Here is a 20,351-nt window from a genome sequence, read left to right as displayed (position 1 = left end):
CCCCGACGAATTCTCGGCGCAACGTTCGCTTGTCACCCTCGGCCTCAGGTCCACCGTGCTCCACAGGTCGTTCCCGCACCCTTCTCTAATCCGTTCATATGAGTGCCAATTAACCGGAGCCTCAGATTCTCCGCAAAGGCACCGGATAAGGTTGCGGACATGACTCAGTCGCACCCCAGGATCAGCAAGGCTGTCATCCCCGCAGCAGGCCTCGGCACCCGGTTCCTGCCGGCCACCAAGGCCACTCCCAAGGAGATGCTGCCGGTCGTCGACAAGCCGGCGATCCAGTACGTGGTCGAGGAGGCCGTGTCGGCGGGGCTCGACGACGTCCTCATGATCACCGGACGCAACAAGCGTCCCCTGGAGGACCACTTCGACCGCAACTACGAGCTGGAATCGGCGCTCCAGAAGAAGGGCGACGCCGGCCGGCTCGCGAAGGTGCAGGAGTCCAGCGACCTGGCGACGATGCACTACGTCCGTCAGGGCGACCCGAGGGGCCTCGGCCACGCGGTGCTGTGCGCCGCCCCGCACGTGGGCCACGAGCCCTTCGCCGTCCTGCTCGGCGACGACCTGATCGACCCGCGCGACCCCCTGCTGCAGCGCATGATCGAGATCCAGGAGCAGCACGGCGGCAGCGTGATCGCGCTCATGGAGGTCGACCCCGAGCAGATCCACCTCTACGGTTCCGCGGCCGTCGAGACCACCGCCGACAGCGACGTCGTCAGGGTGACCGGCCTGGTCGAGAAGCCGGACCCGGCGGACGCCCCGTCCAGCTACGCGGTGATCGGCCGCTACGTCCTCGACCCGCACGTCTTCGACATACTGCGGCGCACCGAGCCGGGCCGCGGCGGCGAGATCCAGCTCACCGACGCCCTCCAGCAGCTCGCCCAGGACGAGAAGGTGGGCGGCCCCGTGCACGGTGTCGTCTTCAAGGGCCGCCGCTATGACACCGGCGACCGCGGCGACTATCTGCGTGCCATTGTCCGGCTCGCGTGCGAACGTGAAGACCTGGGCCCGGACTTCCGGACCTGGCTTCGCAGTTACGTAGCCGAGGAGATGCAACAGAGTTGAGCAGCACCGCGACCCGCCCCGCCGGCCCGGACCACCTGTGGTCGGTGGACGAGCACCTGGAGGACATCCTCACCACCGTCCGCCCCCTGGACCCCATCGAGCTGCAACTCCTCGACGCCCAGGGCTGCGTCCTGGTCGACGACGTCACGGTGCCTCTGTCGCTGCCGCCGTTCGACAACAGCTCCATGGACGGGTACGCGGTACGGGTCGCGGATGTGGCGGGCGCGAGCGAGGAGTTCCCGGCCGTCCTCGAGGTCGTCGGGGACGTCGCGGCGGGCGCGGCCGAGCTGACCCCCGTGCGCCCCGGCCAGGCGGTCCGCATCATGACCGGCGCCCCGCTGCCGCCCGGCGCCGAGGCCGTCGTCCCCGTGGAGTGGACCGACGGCGGACTCGGCGAGGGGCCGGTCGCCGGGATGCGGGCGCGCAGCCTCGCGCCCGAGGGCGCCGAGGGACACGTGCGCGTGCACCGGCCGGCCGAGGCACGCGCGCACGTACGCGCGCGGGGCAGCGACGTGAAGGCCGGCGACCTCGCCCTGGAGGCCGGCACCGTCCTCGGTCCGCCGCAGATCGCGCTGCTCGCCGCGATCGGCCGCGGCACGGCACGCGTGCGCCCGCGCCCGCGCGTGGTCGTCGTCTCCACCGGCAGCGAACTCGTCCAGCCCGACGAGGCGCTCGGCAGCGGCCAGATCTACGACTCCAACAGCTTCGCCCTGACCGCCGCCGCCCGGGACGCGGGTGCCATCGCCTACCGGGTGGGTGCCGTCGTCGACGACGCCGAGACGCTGCGCGCCACCATCGAGGACCAACTCGTCCGCGCCGACCTGCTGGTCACCACCGGCGGTGTCAGCGTGGGGGCGTACGACGTCGTCAAGGAGGCCCTGGCCCACGTCGGTGACGAGGACGAGCCGGGCAGCGGCATCGACTTCCGCAAGCTCGCCATGCAGCCCGGCAAGCCCCAGGGCTTCGGCTCCATCGGCCCCGACCACACGCCTCTGCTGGCGCTGCCGGGCAACCCCGTGTCGTCGTACGTCTCCTTCGAGCTGTTCGTGCGCCCCGCCATCCGCGCCCTGATGGGCCTCGGCGACGTCCACCGGCCCCGCACCACGGCGACCCTCAGGGCCGGCAAGGCGCTGAGCTCGCCCAAGGGGCGCAGGCAGTTCCTCCGTGGGGTGTACGCCGACGGCGAGGTGACCCCCGTGGGCGGCGCCGGTTCGCACCTGGTCGCGGCCCTGGCCCACGCCGACGCGCTGATCGTCGTACCCGAGGACGTGGAGTCCGTCGAGCCCGGCACCGACGTCGAGGTCGTCCTGCTCGGCTGACGGGTGTCCGGTCCGGCCGGCGGGCGTCCGCCGGACGTCCGGCCACGCCCGCGTACCCGTCCGCCGCGCGGTCCTGCCCGCTGGTGTGTGCCGTCTTGGCGGTACCGTGTCGCGCACAGCAGGCCCGAGCGCCGCACCGCGACGGGCCAGGACCGGGAGCGCCACACAGCATGACTGAGCCCTTCCGGGGAGACACCCCCGGACCCTCTGTGCCAGACCGACTGACGCATGTCGACGACGCGGGCGCCGCCCGCATGGTCGACGTGTCCGGCAAGGACGTGACCGCGCGCACCGCCCGCGCCAGCGGACGTGTCCTCGTCTCGCCCCGCGTGGTCGAGCTGCTGCGCGGCGAGGGCGTTCCGAAGGGCGACGCCCTCGCCGCCGCGCGCATCGCGGGGATCATGGGGGCCAAACGCACCCCGGACCTGATCCCGCTGTGTCACCCCTTGGCCCTCTCCGGTGTGAAACTGGATCTGTCGGTCGCGGACGACGCGGTGGAGATCCTGGCCACGGTGCGGACGACGGACCGCACGGGTGTCGAGATGGAGGCGCTCACGGCGGTCTCCGTCGCGGCGCTCACCGTGATCGACATGGTCAAGGCGGTCGACAAGGGAGCGGTCATCACGGACGTACGCGTGGAGGAGAAGACGGGCGGGAAGTCGGGCGACTGGAGCCGGGCGTGAACGCCGGGCCGTCCGCCGACGGTGCGCCGCGCGCGCCGTATCGCGCGCTGGTCGTGACCGCCTCCAACCGGGCCGCCGCCGGAGTCTACGAGGACAAGGGCGGGCCGTTGGTCGCGGCGGGCTTGGCGGGCTTCGGGTTCAGCGTGGACGGGCCGCGGGTCGTGCCCGACGGGGATCCCGTGGCGGCCGCGCTGCGCGCGGGGGTCGAGGCGGGGTACGACGTCGTCGTCACCACCGGCGGCACCGGCATCTCGCCCACCGACCGGACGCCGGAGGCGACCCGCGCGGTGCTCGACTACGAGGTGCCGGGCATCGCCGAGGCCGTCAGGGCGTTCGGACGGGAGAAGGTGCCCACCGCCGCGCTCTCCCGGGGTCTGGCCGGGGTGGCGGGCCGGACACTGATCGTCAACCTTCCGGGGTCCACCGGCGGAGTGCGGGACGGCCTCGCCGTCCTGGAACCGCTGCTGGCGCACGCCGTCGACCAGATCCGCGGCGGCGACCACCCCAGACCGAGCAGTGGGGGTGCGAGCTGAACAGCCTGTCGTGGCCCGTCGTGCTGGTGGACGGCGACGTCGTCCTCCGGCCCATAAGGGTGCGTGACCAGCGGGCCTGGCGTGAGGTCAACCGGCGCAACCGGGACTGGCTGCGCCCCTGGGAGGCGACCATCCCGCCGCCCACGCCCAGCGGGCCGATAGCGCACCGGCCGACCTACCGGCAGATGGTCCGGCATCTGCGGTCCGAGGCGAACGCGGGGCGCATGCTGCCGTTCGTCATCGAGTACCAGGGGCGCCTGGTCGGGCAGTTGACCGTCGCCGGGATCACCTGGGGGTCGATGTGCTCGGGACACGTCGGCTACTGGGTGGACCAGTCGGTGGCCGGCCGCGGGGTGATGCCGACGGCCGTCGCGCTCGTGGTGGACCACTGTTTCCGCTCCGTTGGTCTGCACCGCATCGAGGTCTGCATTCGCCCCGAGAACCGGCCCAGCCGCCGGGTCGTGGAGAAACTCGGATTCCGTGAGGAGGGGCTGCGGCCGCGTTATCTCCACATCGACGGCGCCTGGCGCGACCATCTCGTCTTCGCCCTCACCGCGGAAGAGGTGCCCGAGGGGTTGCTCGGCCGCTGGCAGCGGGCACGCTCCCAGGGCGCGTCCGCGAAGGCACCTGGCCCGGCGGGCACTCCCCAGGTGCCCCGCAATCCGCAGAACACTCCAGGGAATCCCGGCTAGCCGAACAAATTGAATACGTGTTCGAAATTGATCGGTTCTTGACCGTCTCGGGGCGTTGAATTCGCGGCTCCGACGGCCTACTGATCGCATCGGACACAAAAAAAGCTCGAAATATCAGCCAGATCGTGCGACACACCGGCGCAATTGGCAGATGGCCCCACGCAAACCCCTCTACCGTGTGAGACGTGAGCAGCAGCGGCCTCATCTACGCAGTCATTGTCGGGGCCTGGGCCGCCTACTTGGTGCCGATGTGGCTCCGTAGGCAGGACGAGCTGAACGAGGCCCGTCCGACGGAACGCTTCAGCACCGCCATCCGGCTGCTGTCCGGACGGGCGGGGATGGAGCGCCGGTACGCCAGGGACCTGCGGGCGCGCTCCGCCTCGGAGGGGGAGCAGGACGCCGGCGAACCGGACGCCGCCACCGACTCGGTGGACGTCCGGGCCTTCGCCATGCCGCCGACCCGCCGTCAGGTCCGGGCGGAGGTGGCGCCGGAGGCACCCGGGCGTCAGGAACCGGCGCGCGACCAGGCGTCCGCGCCGGCGGCCAGGTCCGCGTCCGCGCCGCCCCGTCAGGCAGGCGCCGCATCCGTACCGGCCCCGGCATCCGCCGCCACGTCCGCGCCCAAGTCGGGCCCCACGTCCGCCCGCAAGCAGATTCCGACCCCTCGGCGCGCGCCCTCCGCACAGGCGGCCGCGGAGCGCGCCCGGCGCTCGAAGGCGCTCGCCCGCCGTCGGCGCACCACCGTCCTGCTCTTCGTCGCCTTCACGCTGGGCGCGATCGTCGCCGCCGTCGGAGGACTCGCCTTCCTGTGGGCACCGGGCGTGCCCGCCGTCATGCTCAGCGCCTACATCGCCTACCTGCGCGCACAGGAGCGCCGGCGCTTCGCCTACCAGATGGACCGGCGTCAGGCCGAGGCCGCGGCGCAGCGGTTGCGGGAGCGCCAGCCACGCCGGCGTGCTCCCGTCGACCCGGCGGGCGTCGGTGCGGACGAACCGGAGGAGGGACCAGAGACCGGGACCGACCCCGGCCTGTCCGCGCTCGCCGCCGACCGCCGCGCCCTCGTCGAGCAGACCGACCACGCCGAGTGGGTCGACCAGCAGCGCGAGCGGCAGCGGCGGCCCGGGCACGGGGACAGCTGGGATCCCGTACCGGTGCCCCTGCCGACGTACGTGACCGCACCGGTCGCGCCGCGTGCCACCTCCGACGTGGACCTGGGGGCGCCGGACGCGTGGAGCTCGGCGCGGTCCAGTGCCGTCGCGCCGGAGCAGGAGACCAGGCCGGCGGCGCCTCAGGCCGAGGCGGAGGAGGCGGAGCCCGGCGACGGGGACAAGCCTGCGGACGGCCGGACCGACGCCCTCCCGCACGCTCGGCGGCGCCCGCGCGGCGGGACCGCCTCCGCGGCCTCCGCCCGCCGGGCACGCGAACGCGGCCGCACCCCCCTGTTCGACCAGTACGAGGACGGCGACCGCCCCCGCGCGGCCAACGAATGACCTGAGGGAGGGAGCGCGGGGCGCCTCGGCACCCCGCTCCTGACCAGTCAGGGAACGGATTTCCAAGCACCCCGACGGGGATGCTAGAGTTTCACTCGTTGCAAGGGCCTGTGGCGCAGTCCGGTAGCGCACCTCGTTCGCATCGAGGGGGCCAGGGGTTCAAATCCCCTCAGGTCCACTGCACGGTGAGACCCCGCACGATCGTCAGGATCGTGCGGGGTCTTCGTCGTTCTCGGGGATGCCGGACCGCCGGGTGACGGCTCGGCCGCCACCCGGCAGGTGCGCCACGGCGGTTGGGGCCTACAGACCCGCCGGTACGTCCGCCCGCAGGGCCTTCGCGAAGCAGCGGCTCGACTCGTAGTGGCGGTAGTAACCGAACTTGACGCACGGTTCGTAGCCGCTGGAGGTGTACAGGGCGATGGCCTCCGGCTGCTTGGTGCCGGTCTCCAGGACCATGCGGAGGCGGCCGGCCGCGCGGGCGTCCTCCTCCAGGGCCGCGAGCATGCGGCGGGCGAGGCCCCGGCCGCGCATCGCCTCGATGACGAACATGCGCTTGAGCTCGGCGTCGCCGTCCTCGTTGCCTTCGCCGTTCGCGTCCTGGCTGCGCCAGCCGCCGGTGGCCACGGGGCGGTCGGACTCGTCGTACGCGATCAGGTACACGCCGTTCGGCGGTTCGAAGTCGGCCGTGTCGAGGACGGTGGCGTCGCCGCCGTCGCCGTAGCGCAGCTGGTACTCGGCCTGGACCTCGTCGTTCAGCTTCACGGCGTCGGGGTGGTCGAAGGCAACCGGGCGTATATTCATGTAAGGCATCGTATATTCGTGCAGGCGGTGAACGCGGTGGACATCGGGACTCCGTCCAGTGTGCCGGTATCGTGCCCTGGTGCTGACTGTGACCTCGGTGAATGTGAACGGACTGCGGGCCGCCGCCAAGAAGGGCTTCGTGGAGTGGCTGGCGGAGACCTCCGCGGACGTGCTCTGCCTCCAGGAGGTGCGCGCCGAGCCGCAGCAGCTCCCGGAAGAGGTGCGCGCGCCCGGCGGCTGGCACGTGGTGCACGCCCCCGCGGCCGCCAAGGGGCGCGCGGGCGTCTCCCTGTACACCCGGCGTGAGCCGGACCGCGTGCGCGTCGGATTCGGGTCCGACGAGTTCGACGCGAGCGGGCGCTACGTCGAGGCCGACCTGCCCGGCGTCACCGTCGCCTCCCTCTATCTCCCCTCCGGGGAGGTGGGCACCGAGCGGCAGGACGAGAAGTACCGGTTCATGGGTGAGTTCCTCGCCCACCTGAAGGACCTGCGCGAACGGGCCGCCGCCGACGGGCGCGAGGTCGTCGTCTGCGGCGACTGGAACATCGCCCACCGGCAGGCCGACCTGAAGAACTGGCGTGGCAACACCAAGAACTCCGGCTTCCTCCCGGAGGAGCGCGAGTGGCTCGGCAACGTCCTGGACCCGGCCGACGGCGGATACGTCGACGTCGTACGCGCCCTGCATCCTGAGGTCGAGGGGCCGTACACCTGGTGGTCCTACCGGGGGCGGGCTTTCGACAACGATTCGGGATGGCGCATCGACTATCAGCTGGCCACGGCCGGACTCGCGGCCAAGGCGGTGAAGGGGTTCGTGGAGCGGGCGGCCACGCATGCCGAGCGGTGGTCCGACCACGCGCCGGTCACTGTCGTGTACGACCTCTGACCGGCCCTTTCTACGGGTTCTTCCGCAGCCTGCGGTCCAGTGCGAGTGACACCTCCGCCTCCACCACGCTGCGGGCCAGCGGGCGCAGGCGTTCCATGTCCTCCTCGGGGCCGTGGCGCAGGACGAGGTCGGCGAAGAGTTCGGCGAGGGCGTCGGCGTGTTCGCGGACGCTGCGGCCGGCCGCCAGGACCTCGGCGAGCGGGAAGCCCTCGCGGACCAGGGCCGAGGAGGCGTCCAGCAGGCGGCGGCTGATGTGGACGATGTCGTCGCCGTCGGTGCCGAGGTAGCCGAGGTCCATGGCGGCGGCGAGGTTCTCCGGGGTGACCTCGCCCTCGAAGCGGGCGGCGAGCTCCTCGGGGGTGAGGCGGACCGGCTCCTCCTCGGTGGGGGTGTCGACGCCGAGCAGTTCGGCGACGTCCTTGCCGTGGTCGAGGGCTTCCGCCAGCTCGGCGATGCCGTTCAGGGTGTGGCCGCGTTCCAGGAGCGCCGAGATCGTGCGCAGCCGGGCCAGGTGGTGGTCGTCGTACCAGGCGATGCGGCCCTCGCGGCGGGGTGGCCGGAGCAGCTTGCGCTCGCGGTAGAAGCGCAGGGTGCGCACGGTGATGCCGGCCAGTGCGGCCAGTTCGTCCATGCGGTACTCGCGCCCGCCGCCCTGGGCGGAGGCCGTGGAGATGGTTCGTCCGCCGTCGTCCGTCACGTGCGCAGCCTATGTTGTACCGCGGGTAACTTTCCTCCGTCCGGGGCCTACCCATCGGTACGGAGCTGCTCTACAGTCCAACCGTGCCAGTGTTCACTGGCGTAATCACGGGCGAGGTGTGGAGGCTCCGGGATGGCCCAGCACGAGCATGTACGGGTGGCGGTGATCGGGTCCGGGTTCGGCGGGCTGGGCGCGGCCGTGCGGTTGCGCAGGGAGGGGATCACCGACTTCGTCGTCCTGGAACGGGCCGGCAGCGTCGGCGGTACCTGGCGGGACAACAGCTATCCGGGGTGCGCCTGCGACGTGCCCTCCCACCTGTACTCCTTCTCCTTCGCGCCCAACCCCGACTGGCCGCGCACCTTCTCCGGGCAGGAGCACATCCGCGCCTATCTGGAGCACGTCACCGACGTGTTCGGGCTCCGGCCCCACCTCCGCTTCGACGCCGAGGTCAAGCGGATGGCCTGGGACGCGGAGGCGCTGCGCTGGGAGATCGAGACCGCCGTCGGCACCTTCTCCGCCGACGTCGTCGTCTCCGCCACCGGGCCGCTGTCCGACCCGAAGATCCCCGGGATCCCGGGGCTGGACTCGTTCCCCGGCAAGGTCTTCCACTCGGCCCGCTGGGACCACGACTACGACCTGCGCGGCAAGCGGGTCGCCATGGTCGGCACCGGCGCCTCCGCGATCCAGATCGTGCCCGCCGTCCAGCCCGAGGTCGCCCACCTCACCCTCTTCCAGCGCACCCCGCCCTGGGTGATGCCCCGCGTCGACCGGGCCATCAGCGCCGCCGAGCGCCGGCTGCACCGGGCGCTGCCCTTCACCACCCAGGCCCGGCGCGGCCTCCTGTGGGGCATCCGGGAACTGCAGGTCCAGGCGTTCACCAAGCGGCCCGACGAACTCGGCCTGGTGGAGAGCCTCGCCAGGCGCAACATGGCCCGCGCGATCAAGGACCCCGCGCTGCGCGCCAAACTCACCCCGGACTACCGCATCGGCTGCAAGCGGATCCTGCTCTCCAGCACCTACTATCCGGCGCTGGCCCAGCCGAACGTGGACGTGGTGGCGAGCGGGCTCAGCGAGGTGCGTGGGTCGACGGTCGTCGCCGCCGACGGCACCTCCGCCGAGGTCGACGCGATCATCTTCGGCACCGGCTTCCACGTCACCGACATGCCCATCGCCGAGCGGGTCGTCGGCGCCCACGGGCGGACCCTCGCGGAGTCCTGGAAGGGCGGCATGGAGGCGCTGCGCGGTGCCTCGGCCGCCGGGTTCCCCAACTGGATGACGATCATCGGGCCCAACACCGGCCTCGGGAACTCCTCCATGATCCTCATGATCGAGTCCCAGCTGAACTACATGGCCGACTATCTGCGCCAGCTCCGCGTCCTCGGGGGGCGGGCGGCCCTGGACGCGCGCCCCGGTGCCGTGGCCGCCTGGAACCACAAGGTCCAGGAGCGCATGAAGCGCACCGTCTGGAACACCGGCGGCTGCACCAGCTGGTACCTCGACGCGAGCGGCCGCAACACCACCATCTGGCCCGGTACGACCACGGAGTTCCGGCGTGCGACCCAGCGGGTGGACCTCGCGGAGTACGACGTGATCCGTGCGCCCCTGCCGAGTGGCAGTGGCAGTGACATGGCCGGCGCGGAGGTGGGCGCGTGAGCCGGCTCACCCACGTGACCACCGGGCCGTACGCGCCGCCCGCCGCCACGCGCGAACTGACCGTCGTCTCCGCCGACGGCGCTCGCCTGCATGTCGAGGTGCACGGCCCCGAGGACGCGCCCCCCGTCGTCCTCGCCCACGGCTGGACCTGCTCGACCGCCTTCTGGGCGGCGCAGACCCGGGAACTGGCCGTCGACCACCGGGTGATCGTGTACGACCAGAGGGGGCACGGGCGCAGTCCCGCGAGCCCCGCGTGCACCACCGACACGCTGGCGGACGACCTCGAAGCGGTGCTCGCGCAGACCCTCACCCGCGGGGAACGCGCCGTGATCGTCGGCCACTCCATGGGCGGCATGACCGTCATGGCGGCCGCCACCCGCCCCCGCTTCCGCGAGCACGCCGCCGCCGTCCTGCTGTGCAGCACCGGCAGTTCACGGCTGGTCGCGGAGGCGCACGTGCTGCCGTTGCGCGCCGGCGGCCTGCGCACCTGGCTGACTGCGCGTGTCCTCGCCTCGCGCGCCCCGCTCGGCCCCGTCACGCCCCTCGCGCGGCGCATCCTCAAGTACGCGACCATGGGCCCGGGTTCCGCCCCGCACATGGTCGAGGCGTGCGCACGGATCGTGCACGCCTGCCCGCGCGCCGTGCGCCACACCTGGGCGCGCGTCCTCGCGCGGCTCGACCTCGACCACGGCGTACGGGAGTTGCGCGCGCCCACCGCGGTCGTCACCGGCACGGCCGACCGGCTCACGCCCCCGGTGCACGCCCGCGCGCTGATCGCCGCGCTGCCGCACCCCCTCGGCCTCACCGAACTGCCGGGCATGGGTCACATGACTCCGGTCGAGGCACCGGAGCTGGTCAACGGAAAGATCCGGGAACTGGTCACCGCGTATGTGACCGGCGCCCCTGAGGAAGCCGGCGCCGACGGGCCCGAGCGGATCAAGGAGGGCTCATGAGCAGGGTCGGTCTCGAAGGACAGGTCGCCGTCGTCACCGGAGCGGCGCGCGGCGTCGGCGAGTTGCTCGCCCGCAAGCTCTCCGCGCGCGGGGCGAAGGTCGCGCTGGTCGGGCTGGAGGAGGAAGCCCTCAAGGAGGTCTCCGGCAGGCTGCACAGCGACAGCGCGTACTGGTACGCCGACGTCACCGACCACGAGGCGATGAGCCGCGTCGCGCGGGAGGTCAAGGAGCGGTTCGGGAAGGTCGACATCGTGGTGGCCAACGCCGGGGTGGCGAACGGCGGTCCGTTCGCCGACTCCGATCCCGATGCCTGGCGGCGGGTGGTCGAGGTCAACCTGATCGGCTCGGCGGTGACGGCGCGCGCGTTCCTGCCGGTGCTCACGGAGAGCCGCGGCTATCTGCTGCAGATCGCGTCGCTGGCCGCGATCACACCGGCGCCGATGATGACGGCGTACTGCGCGTCCAAGGCGGGTGTGGAGGCGTACGCGCACTGCCTGCGCGCCGAGGTCGGCCACCAGGGTGTGCGGGTCGGGGTCGGATACCTGTCCTGGACGGACACCGACATGGTGCGCGGCGCCGACCAGGACGAGGTGATGCGGGAGTTGCGGCAGCGGCTGCCGTGGCCGGCGAACAAGACGTACCCGCTGGGTCCGGCCGTGGACCGGATCGTGGCCGGCATCGAGCGGCGCTCGGCGCACGTGTACGGGCAGCGGTGGCTGCGGGGGATGCAGGGCGTGCGCGGGTACCTGCCGGCGCTGATCGGCACGGTCGGGCAGCGGGAGATGAGGCGGTTCGCGCCCCGGTTGCAGGGCATGCGTACGGGGCTCGTCGGTGCAGGTGGGGCGGCCGACGAGGAGGCGCGCGCTACGCACCGTCATTGATCGAAATGCGCGCGTAGTCGGCCCGTGTGAATCTGGTCGAGGCCCCACCGAGGGCCGATCCCCTCACCCTCCACAGGAGTGAACCCACATGGGTATGAAGGACAAGGCCGGCAAGATGCAGGGACAGGCCAAGCAGAAGATGCACGAAGGCCAGCAGCAGGCCCAGCAGCGTGGCCAGCAGACGCAGCAGCGTGGCCAGCAGGCCGCCCAGCAGGCTCAGCAGCGTGGCCAGCAGGCGCAGGAGCGTGGCCGGCAGGTGCCTGAGCGCGGTCGCCAGAACCTGGACGACACCGAGCAGGAGATGCAGGACCGGTTCGACCAGGACTACGACGCCTAGTCGTTGCACTTGGCTTGGCCGAATTGCGTGGGGCGCCCTTCTTCGTGGAGGGTGCCCTGCGTTTTGTGCGCCCAAGGGGGAGGGGGTCGCGGTGAGGTGGCGGGTGCGGGTGCGTGGGGGCTGATCGCGCGGTTCCTCCCCCAGCCTCCGGCCGGGGGTACCCCCAGCGCCCCTGACGGGGCGCTCATGCTGACGGGGTGATGGGTGTTCAAGGGGTCGTCGGTCTCGGGGGGAGCTTTGGGCGGGATCTGTCCGGGGTGTCGGTGTAGTCCGGCGGGACCGCCGCCGGGTGGTCGGCGAGGAGGTCCAGGGCCAGTTGGATGGCGTCGTCCATCTCGACGTGGCGGCCCTCCGCCCAGTCCAGGGGGGTGCGCAGGACCTCCACGTCCGGGGCGACGCCGTGGTTCTCGACGGACCAGCCGTAGTCCTCGAACCAGGCCGCGTTCATCGGCACCGTGATCACCGTGCCGTCGCCGAGCTGGTGCCGCCCGGTCATGCCGACCACTCCGCCCCAGGTGCGCTGGCCGACGACCGGGCCGAGCCTCAGCAGCTTGATGGCGGCCGTGATCATGTCGCCGTCGGAGGAGGTGGCCTCGTCGGTGAGCGCGACGATCGGGCCGCGCGGGGCGTTGGAGGCGTACGACACCGGCTGGGCGTTCCTCGTCAGGTCCCAGCCGAGGATGGTCCGGGTGAGCTTCTCCACGACGAGTTCGCTGATGTGGCCGCCCGCGTTGCCGCGCACGTCGACGATGAGCGCGGGCCGGGAGACCTCCCCGCGCAGATCGCGGTTGAACTGGGCCCAGCCCGAGCCGCCCATGTCCGGGATGTGCAGGTAGCCGCACTTGCCGCCGCTCACCTCCCGTACCACCTCACGGCGTTTGGCCACCCAGTCCTGGTAGCGCAGCGGCCGTTCGTCGATCAGCGGGAGGACGGCGATGCGGCGCGGCGGCCCCGACTCGCCCTCGCCCGGGGCGAACGTCAGCTCCACCGTCGTGGCCCCCGCCCCCGCGAGCAGCGGGAACGGCCCGGTCAGCGGGTCCACCGGTCTGCCGTCGACGTGGGTGAGCACCGCGCCCTCCCGGATGCCGGTGCCGGCGAGCGGGGAACGCGCCTTGGAGTCGGAGGAGTCGCCGGGCAGGATCCGCTTGACCGTCCAGCCGCCTTCCCGGTGTACGAAGTTGGCGCCGAGCAGGCCCTGGAAGCGCTGGTAGTGCGGCGGGCCCTCGTTGCGGCGGGCCGGGGTGACGTAGGCGTGCGAGGTGCCCAGCTCGCCGAGGACCTCGCGGAGCAGGTCGGCGAAGTCGTCGGGGGAGGCGACCCGTTCGACCAGCGGGCGGTACTGGTCGAGCACGCCGTCCCAGTCGATGCCGCACATCCCGGGGTCCCAGAAGTAGTCGCGGATGAGGCGGCCGGCCTCGGCGTAGGCCTGGCGCCACTCGGCGGGCGGGTCGACCTCGTGCAGGATGCGGCGCAGGTCGATCCAGACGGTCGTGTCGCCGTCGCCGGACTCGGTCGACGGCACGGCCCGCAGCTCGCCCTCGTCGACCACGACCAGCCGGCTGCCGTCGCCGCTGACCGTGAACCAGTCGAGGTGGTCCACGAGTTCGGACTTTTTCGCCTTGCTGATGTTGAAGTACTCCAGGGTCGGCCGCCCGCTGGTGTCGGCCGGGTTGACGAAGGTCTCGCCCAGGGCGCCCGAGATCGGCCAGCGCAGCCAGACCAGGCCGCCGCCCGCGACCGGGTACAGCGCCGAGTACTTGGAGGCGGTGACGGGGAACGGGGTCACGCGGCTCTCCAGCCCCTCCACCTCGACGGTCACCGCGCCGCCCTCGCCGGGCTCCTCGTCCTCGACGGGGTCCAGGCCTCCGGCGGCCGGCCGCCCGTCCGGGTTGAGCGCGAACGGCGAGGGGGTCGCCGAGGAGAGCGGGACCAGGTAGGGGCGGCAGCCCAGCGGGAACGACAGGTCGCCGGTGTGCACGTCGTACACCGGGTCGAAGCCGCGCCAGGACAGGAACGCGAGGTAGCGGCCGTCGCGGGTGAAGACCGGGTTCTCGTCCTCGAAGCGGCCGTTGGTGACGTCGATGACGAGCCGGTCGCTGATGCGGGCCATCTTGATCTGCCGCAGCGAACGGCCGATGCCCGGATGCGACCAGGTCAACCATGACCCGTCCGGTGAGAAGGCCAGATCACGGACCGGTCCGTTGACCGACTGGATCAACTCGGTGACCACCTCGGCGGAGCCCGCACCGTCAACGGAGTCAATGTCGGCGGGCTCGGCGGCATCAACCTGGTCAATGTCGTCGACACGATCAACTCGATCAACGGGATCAACTGAATCAACAGAATCAACGGGACCAGCAGGACCAGCAGGACCAGCAGGATCAACGGGGCCTTCGACGACCTCGACCTCCTCGGTCACGTCGATGAGCAGCAGCCGTCCGTCGTGTGCCGCCACCGCCAGCCGTTCGCCCAGCGGGTCGGAGACCAGTTCGAGCACCCGGCCCAGCTTCCCGCAGGCCAGGCGGCGCGGTGGGCGGGCGCCGGTCGCCCGGGGCAGGTGGGCGATCTCGACGGCGTCCTCGCCGCCCGCGTCGGTGACGTAGGCGATCTGTCCGGTCGAGCCGAGCATCTCCGGGAGCCGTACCCGTACCCCCGGGGTGTCGGCGATGGTGCGGGCCGGGCCGTCGCGGTGGGTGAGCCAGTACAGGCTGCCGCGTACGACGACGGCGCTGGCCCGGCCCGTCTCGTCGACGGAGACGCCGTCGACGTGCTGGGCGGCCGGCACCTGGTACGGGCGGCGCCCGGCCCGGGGCCCGGAGAGGCGTACGCCGAGCCTGCGCGGTGTCGCGTCCGGGCCGAGGTCGTCGACGAGCCAGAGGTCGCCCGCGCACTGGTACACGACCCGGGTGCCGTCGCTGGACGCGTGCCGGGCGTAGAAGGCGTCGTGGTCGGTGTGCCGGCGCAGGTCGGAGCCGTCGTACGCGCAGGAGTAGAGGTTGCCGACGCCCTCGTGGTCGGAGAGGAAGGCGATCCGGCCGCCGACGAACATCGGGGAGTGCAGATGGCCGCCGATGCCGTCGAGCAGCCGCTGCCCGTGCAGCCACAGCCGGCCCATGGCGCCGCCCCGGTAGCGCTTCCAGCCGGCCGGTTCGTGCGGCGGGGTGCCGGTGAGCAGCAGGGTCCTGCGTTCGTCGGCGATGTCGGCGACCTGGATGTCGGCGACCGGCCCCCAGGGCAGTTTGCGGCCCGGGTCGCCGTCGGGGGTGACCTTGTAGGCCCAGGTGAAATAGGAGAAGGGCTGCCCGTGCGAGGCGACCGCCAGGATGTCCCCGTCCGGAGTCCAGCCGCACACCTGGGTGTCGGCGCTGCCCCAGTACGTCAGCTGCCGGCCGGGGCCGCCGTCGACGTCGACCAGGTGGATCTCGGGCACCAGGCTCCGCCAGCTCGTGTACGCGATCCGGCGGCCGTCAGGGGAGAACCGCGGGTGGCCGACCTTGGTGCGGTCGACGGTGAGCCGCCAGGCGCGGCCCGGGGCGTCCAGCGAGGTCAGCCAGAGGTCGTCCTCGGCCACGAAGCACAGCAGGTCGCCGCTCAGATGCGGCAGGCGCAGATAGCTCACCTCCCCATGCTTTTCCGGGCGCGGAGGGCCAGCAACTCGTGGGAACTCACGGATTTCTCACCCGCGTGAGACAGCACACGTACGAAACGGTTTCGTTTCTGTAGATCGCAGGGTATCTTCGAGGTGTAAGCACGAAGGTGACGATGGAGCAGTGAAGGGTGAGTGGCATGACTGAGGTCGCAACGGCGCGTCGCAGTCGCATCACGCCCGAGCGCGAGGCCGAGCTGTACGAGGCCGTGCTCGACCTGCTCCGCGAGGTCGGCTACGACGCCCTCACCATGGACGCCGTCGCCGCCCGCACCAAGTCCAGCAAGGCCACCCTCTACCGCCAGTGGGGCGGGAAGGCCGAGCTGGTGGCCAAGGCGGTGCGGTACCAGAAGCCGGGGGCCGCGATCGACGAGATCGACACCGGGTCGCTCCGTACCGACCTGCACGCCCTCACGCTGCGCTCGGACGACTGCGAGATGGAGCAGAGCTCCGCGCTGATGCGGGGCCTCGCGATGGCGATCCACGGCAACCCGGATCTCCTGGAGGCCTTCAAGGAGCACCTGATCGAGCCCGAGATGGCCGGTTTCCGGACCGTGCTGCAGCGGGCGATCGACCGGGGCGAGGTCCGTGCCGACAACCCGGCGATCGACTTCGTGATGCACATGATGATCGGTGGATTCGCCGCCCGCTCGCTGATCGACGAGCAGCCGCCCACCCAGGCCTTCCTGCTGTCGTACATCGACGCCGTGGTGCTTCCCGCCCTCGGCGCACCCACCTGCTGACCCATCCCCGCAGCCAGCCCACCTGACGTCTCCGCTCACGTCGTCGGGCCGATCAGCCCTGCCACCCACCGGGCTGATCACCCCTGCCCTGAAAACCCCACGACCTGACCGGGAGTACGCCCTCGTGGCCACGTTCCTCTACAAACTGGGCCGGCTCGCCTTCAGGCGACGGCACTTCGTCGCCCTCATATGGGTGGCGCTGCTGACCCTCGCCGGGGTCGCCGCCGCCTCCGCCCCCGCCGCGGGCTCCAGCTCCTTCTCGATCCCCGGCACCGAGGCCCAGAAGGCCTTCGACCTGCTGGACCAGCGCTTCCCCGGCTCCAGCTCCGACGGCGCCACCGCGCGGGTCGTCTTCAAGGCGCCGGCCGGCGAGAAGATGACGGACAAGCTCAACAAGGCCACCGTCAAGAAGACCGTGAAGGAACTGGCCGACGGCTCGGAGGTCACCTCCGTCAGCGACCCCTACAAGCAGCACGCCGTCAGCAAGGACGGCACGGTCGCCTACGCCTCGGTGCGCTACGACGTCTCCGGCACGGAGCTCAAGGACTCCTCCCGCGACGCGCTGCAGACCGCCGCGCACGACGCCCAGAAGGCCGGGCTGACCGTCGAGCTCGGCGGTGACGCCCTCCAGTCCGGGGCCGACGCGGGAGGCGCCGGAGAGGCCATCGGTCTCGCCATCGCCGCCGTCGTCCTCGTCATCACCCTGGGCTCACTGGTCGCGGCCGGACTCCCGCTGCTGACGGCGATCATCGGCGTCGGCATCGGCGTCTCCACCATCACCGCCCTCGCCAAGGCGCTCGACCTCGGTGACACCACGTCCACCCTGGCGCTGATGATCGGTCTCGCGGTCGGCATCGACTACGCGCTGTTCATCGTCTCCCGCTACCGCGGCGAGCTGGCCGAGGGCCGCGACCGCGAGGAGGCGGTCGGCCGCGCCGCCGGTACGGCGGGCTCGGCGGTGGTCTTCGCGGGCCTCACGGTCGTGATCGCGCTCGCGGGTCTCTCCGTCGTCGGCGTGCCGATGCTGACGAAGATGGGCCTCGCGGCGGCGGGCACGGTCGTGGTCTCCGTCCTCATCGCGCTGACGATGATCCCGGCGATGCTCGGTTACGCGGGCCGGCGGGTCAGGGCCGCGGGCGAGAAGCGCAAGCCGCACGCCCATGCCGTCCGGCAGGACAAGCCCGGCCTGGGCGCCCGCTGGGCGAGCTTCGTGGTCCGCCGTCCGGCGGCCGTACTGCTGCTCGGCGTGGTCGGACTGGGCGCGATCGCCCTCCCGGCCACCCAGCTCGAACTGGGCCTGCCCGACGACGGCTCGCAGCCCACGTCCACGACCCAGCGCCGGGCGTACGACCTGCTGTCGGAGGGCTTCGGTCCCGGCTTCAACGGGCCCCTCATGATCGTGGTCGACGCCAAGGACAGCGACGCCCCCAAGGCCGCGGCCACCAAGGTGGCCCACGACATCAAGGGCCTCAAGGACGTCGTGACGGTGACCCCGGCGGCGTTCAACAAGGCCGGCGACACCGCGACGATCACGGTGATCCCGGACTCCAAGCCGTCCTCGGTGCAGACCGAGGACCTGGTGCACGCCATCCGCGGCCAGGGCGCCGACGTCGAGGCCGACACCGGCGCGCGGGTCCTGGTCACCGGCACCACCGCGATGAACATCGACTTCTCGCAGAAGCTCAACGACGCGCTGATCCCGTACCTGGCGCTGGTGGTCGGCCTCGCCTTCCTCCTCCTGATCGCGGTCTTCCGCTCCGTCCTGGTCCCGCTCAAGGCGGCCCTCGGCTTCCTGCTCAGCGTGCTCGCCGCGCTCGGCGCCGTCGTCGCGGTCTTCCAGTGGGGCTGGCTCGGCGGCCTGCTCGGCGTCGAGCAGACCGGCCCGATCATGTCGATGATGCCGATCTTCATGGTGGGCGTGGTCTTCGGTCTCGCCATGGACTACGAGGTGTTCCTCGTGACCCGGATGCGGGAGGCGTACGTCCACGGCGAGACGCCCGGCCAGGCCGTGGTGACCGGCTTCCGGCACAGCGCGCGGGTCGTGGCCGCCGCCGCGATCATCATGATCTCGGTCTTCAGCGGCTTCATCACCTCCAGCGAGTCCATGATCAAGATGATCGGCTTCGGTCTCGCCATCGCCGTCTTCTTCGACGCGTTCGTCGTCCGCATGGCGATCGTCCCGGCGGTGCTCGCCCTGCTCGGCAAGCGCGCCTGGTGGCTGCCGAAGTGGCTGGACCGGGCGCTGCCCAACGTCGACGTCGAGGGCGAGGGCCTGCGCGCCCTGTCCGACGAGGACGCCGGGACCGGCAAGGACGACGAGGACCGGGAGCTCGTACGCGTCTGACGTACGGCTCGTGACAGACCGCCGGTGAGGGTCCGTGGGGACGGGGCGCCCTCACCGGCTTCCTCGTGCCCGGCACCTCGATCACGGTCGAGGTGCCGGGCCTCGACCACGGTCGACCGCTCTTAACCACTCGCCGTCACTTCCCCGGCTTGGCTAGCGTGCCCCCATGACGACGACAGCCGCCACTGACGCCGACGCCGGGGACTCCGGTGCCCATCCTCGTTTTGCCGCCGCCCTGCAGGAACTCGGCCTCGGAGCACTGACCTCGCGGATCCGGCGGTTCCCGGACGCGACCCGTACCGCGGCCGAGGCCGCCGCCGCGGTCGGGTGCGAGCTGAGCGAGATCTGCAAGTCGCTGATCTTCGCGGCCGACGGGGTGCCGGTGCTGGTGCTGATGGACGGCGCCTCCCGGGTCGACGTGGACCTGGTCCGCAAGGAACTCGGCGCCGGCAAGGTGACCCGGGCCAAGGCGGACGTCGTACGCGAGACGACCGGGTACGCCATCGGCGGCGTGCCGCCCTTCGGGCACCGTACGCGCACGCGGGTGCTCGCCGACCGGGCCCTCCTGCGGCACGACGTGGTGTGGGCCGCCGCCGGCAACCCCCACGCCGTCTTCCCGATCGCGCCCACCGCCCTGGTGGAGCACGCCGGCGCCACCGTCGTGGACGTGCGCGAGCCCACCACGTGACCCCGGCGGTCACCGCGGCCGTCCTGCTCGCCGCGGTCACGCACGCCAGTTGGAACGCCATCGCCCACCGGATCAGCGACAAACTCGTCGGCTCCTCGCTGATCGCCGCCGGGAGCGTGCTGATCGGGTCGCTGCTGATGCCGTTCGCCGCGATACCGGCGGCCGGCGCATGGCCGTACCTGATCGCCTCCGCGGTCGTGCACGTCGCCTACTTCGCGCTGCTGATGCTCTCCTTCCGGCTCGGGGACTTCGGGCAGGCGTACCCGATCGCGCGCGGCACCGCACCGCTCCTTGTCACGCTGTTCGCCGCCGTGTTCGCGCACGAGGTGCCCGACGCCCCGGCGGCCGCGGGCATCGCCGTCTCCTGCGCGGGGCTCACCGGGGTCGCCCTGTGGGGCCTGCGCGGCAGCCGCCCCGACTGGACGGCGATCGGCGCCGCCCTCGCCACCGGCCTGACGATCGCCGCGTACACCGTCCTGGACGGCCTCGGGGTACGCGCCTCGGGATCCTCCGTGGGCTACATCGCCTGGCTGATCGCCCTCCAGGGCCTCGCGATCCCGGCCTACGCCCTGTACCGCAGACGCGGCGGACTGCTCACCGCGGCCCGTCCGTTCGCGGCCCTGGGGCTCTTCGGCGCCCTGCTGTCCGTCTTCGCCTACGGCCTGGTCCTGTGGGCACAGACCCGCGCCGAACTCGCACCGGTCGCCGCACTGCGCGAGTCGTCGATCATCGTCGGCGCCGCCATCGGAGCGGTCTTCTTCAAGGAGCGGTTCGGGGCGCCCAGGATCGCGGCGGCGGGTCTGGTGGTGGTCGGGATCGGGCTGATGCTGCACGCCGGGTAGCCGGTGGGACAAAGCGCGGCGAACATGGGTGAACCATGCGCCTGTTGGTCGCATCGGCGCCAAGTCAGGTGCAGGTCAAGCGGACTTGCCGTTGC

18 protein-coding genes and 1 tRNA gene are annotated in these 20,351 nt (G+C 72.0%); 16 read left to right on the top strand and 3 right to left on the bottom strand.

All coding sequences use genetic code 11. The annotated features are described in order from the left end of the window. Positions 1-159 precede the first annotated feature (159 nt). From galU to ACFY0P_RS35920, 7 genes are all read left to right on the top strand, one after another. The gene (gene galU / locus ACFY0P_RS35950) at positions 160-1,071 is read left to right on the top strand and encodes a UTP--glucose-1-phosphate uridylyltransferase GalU (protein WP_388922931.1); all 912 of its coding nucleotides are present in this window, start codon (positions 160-162) and stop codon (positions 1,069-1,071) included. Next, a complete protein-coding gene (glp, locus tag ACFY0P_RS35945) occupies positions 1,068-2,390 on the top strand; it encodes a gephyrin-like molybdotransferase Glp (protein ID WP_388922928.1) in 1,323 nt (440 codons plus the stop codon). The genes galU and glp overlap by 4 nt, the downstream gene beginning before the upstream one ends. Positions 2,391-2,560: 170 nt before the next feature. After that, on the top strand, positions 2,561-3,073 hold the full coding sequence (gene moaC, locus ACFY0P_RS35940; protein ID WP_388922925.1) for a cyclic pyranopterin monophosphate synthase MoaC: 513 nt from the start codon (positions 2,561-2,563) through the stop codon (positions 3,071-3,073). Then, on the top strand, positions 3,070-3,606 hold the full coding sequence (locus tag ACFY0P_RS35935; RefSeq protein ID WP_388922922.1) for a molybdenum cofactor biosynthesis protein B: 537 nt from the start codon (positions 3,070-3,072) through the stop codon (positions 3,604-3,606). The genes moaC and ACFY0P_RS35935 overlap by 4 nt, the downstream gene beginning before the upstream one ends. Positions 3,607-3,626: 20 nt before the next feature. After that, positions 3,627-4,298 carry a GNAT family N-acetyltransferase gene (locus tag ACFY0P_RS35930; RefSeq protein WP_388922919.1) on the top strand — a complete coding sequence of 224 codons (672 nt, stop codon included), beginning with the start codon at positions 3,627-3,629 and terminating at the stop codon, positions 4,296-4,298. 185 nt (positions 4,299-4,483) lie between these two features. Next, entirely contained in the window at positions 4,484-5,788 is a 1,305-nt protein-coding gene (gene glpR / locus ACFY0P_RS35925; RefSeq protein ID WP_388922916.1) for a gephyrin-like molybdotransferase receptor GlpR, read from the top strand. Between the two features lie 104 nt (positions 5,789-5,892). Then, positions 5,893-5,966, top strand: a tRNA-Ala gene (locus ACFY0P_RS35920). 122 nt (positions 5,967-6,088) lie between these two features. On the opposite strand, the gene ACFY0P_RS35915 is transcribed toward ACFY0P_RS35920, so the two are convergent. Continuing rightward, positions 6,089-6,589, bottom strand: a complete 501-nt coding sequence (locus ACFY0P_RS35915) for a GNAT family N-acetyltransferase (protein WP_388922913.1) — start codon at positions 6,587-6,589, stop codon at positions 6,089-6,091. A gap of 79 nt (positions 6,590-6,668) precedes the next feature. Here ACFY0P_RS35915 and ACFY0P_RS35910 point away from each other — a divergent pair, with 79 nt between their 5' ends. Further along, on the top strand, positions 6,669-7,472 hold the full coding sequence (locus ACFY0P_RS35910) for an exodeoxyribonuclease III (protein ID WP_388922910.1): 804 nt from the start codon (positions 6,669-6,671) through the stop codon (positions 7,470-7,472). A gap of 10 nt (positions 7,473-7,482) precedes the next feature. Here the strand turns inward: ACFY0P_RS35910 and ACFY0P_RS35905 are convergent, their stop codons facing one another. After that, positions 7,483-8,103, bottom strand: a complete 621-nt coding sequence (locus tag ACFY0P_RS35905; protein WP_388923211.1) for a MerR family transcriptional regulator — start codon at positions 8,101-8,103, stop codon at positions 7,483-7,485. A 198-nt stretch (positions 8,104-8,301) separates the two neighbouring features. Between ACFY0P_RS35905 and ACFY0P_RS35900 the strand changes: the two genes are divergently transcribed. The 4 genes from ACFY0P_RS35900 to ACFY0P_RS35885 all read left to right on the top strand — a co-directional run bounded on the left by ACFY0P_RS35900 (position 8,302) and on the right by ACFY0P_RS35885 (position 11,993). Continuing rightward, positions 8,302-9,822 carry a flavin-containing monooxygenase gene (locus ACFY0P_RS35900; RefSeq protein ID WP_388922907.1) on the top strand — a complete coding sequence of 507 codons (1,521 nt, stop codon included), beginning with the start codon at positions 8,302-8,304 and terminating at the stop codon, positions 9,820-9,822. Beyond that, positions 9,819-10,775: an alpha/beta fold hydrolase gene (locus ACFY0P_RS35895; RefSeq protein ID WP_388922904.1), complete on the top strand. Its 957-nt coding sequence runs from the start codon at positions 9,819-9,821 to the stop codon at positions 10,773-10,775. Before ACFY0P_RS35900 ends, ACFY0P_RS35895 begins: the two co-directional genes overlap by 4 nt. Continuing rightward, entirely contained in the window at positions 10,772-11,656 is an 885-nt protein-coding gene (locus tag ACFY0P_RS35890; protein WP_388922901.1) for an SDR family oxidoreductase, read from the top strand. The genes ACFY0P_RS35895 and ACFY0P_RS35890 overlap by 4 nt, the downstream gene beginning before the upstream one ends. A gap of 88 nt (positions 11,657-11,744) precedes the next feature. After that, entirely contained in the window at positions 11,745-11,993 is a 249-nt protein-coding gene (locus ACFY0P_RS35885) for a hypothetical protein (protein ID WP_388922898.1), read from the top strand. 208 nt (positions 11,994-12,201) lie between these two features. Here the strand turns inward: ACFY0P_RS35885 and ACFY0P_RS35880 are convergent, their stop codons facing one another. Then, a complete protein-coding gene (locus ACFY0P_RS35880) occupies positions 12,202-15,612 on the bottom strand; it encodes a S41 family peptidase (protein WP_388922895.1) in 3,411 nt (1,136 codons plus the stop codon). A 167-nt stretch (positions 15,613-15,779) separates the two neighbouring features. Between ACFY0P_RS35880 and ACFY0P_RS35875 the strand changes: the two genes are divergently transcribed. The 4 genes from ACFY0P_RS35875 to ACFY0P_RS35860 all read left to right on the top strand — a co-directional run bounded on the left by ACFY0P_RS35875 (position 15,780) and on the right by ACFY0P_RS35860 (position 20,256). Next, positions 15,780-16,382 (top strand): TetR/AcrR family transcriptional regulator, encoded by a 603-nt coding sequence (locus ACFY0P_RS35875; protein WP_388922892.1) that lies wholly within the window; start codon positions 15,780-15,782, stop codon positions 16,380-16,382. Positions 16,383-16,506: 124 nt separating this feature from the next. After that, positions 16,507-18,726, top strand: a complete 2,220-nt coding sequence (locus ACFY0P_RS35870) for an MMPL family transporter (RefSeq protein ID WP_388922889.1) — start codon at positions 16,507-16,509, stop codon at positions 18,724-18,726. A gap of 166 nt (positions 18,727-18,892) precedes the next feature. Then, positions 18,893-19,414, top strand: a complete 522-nt coding sequence (locus tag ACFY0P_RS35865) for a YbaK/EbsC family protein (protein ID WP_388922886.1) — start codon at positions 18,893-18,895, stop codon at positions 19,412-19,414. Continuing rightward, positions 19,411-20,256, top strand: a complete 846-nt coding sequence (locus ACFY0P_RS35860; protein WP_388922883.1) for an EamA family transporter — start codon at positions 19,411-19,413, stop codon at positions 20,254-20,256. Before ACFY0P_RS35865 ends, ACFY0P_RS35860 begins: the two co-directional genes overlap by 4 nt. The last annotated feature ends 95 nt before the right edge of the window (positions 20,257-20,351 follow it).

This window comes from Streptomyces sp. NPDC001714, assembly GCF_042892755.1.
Lineage (GTDB): Bacteria > Actinomycetota > Actinomycetes > Streptomycetales > Streptomycetaceae > Streptomyces.
This window is presented reverse-complemented; position numbering and strand designations above follow the sequence as displayed.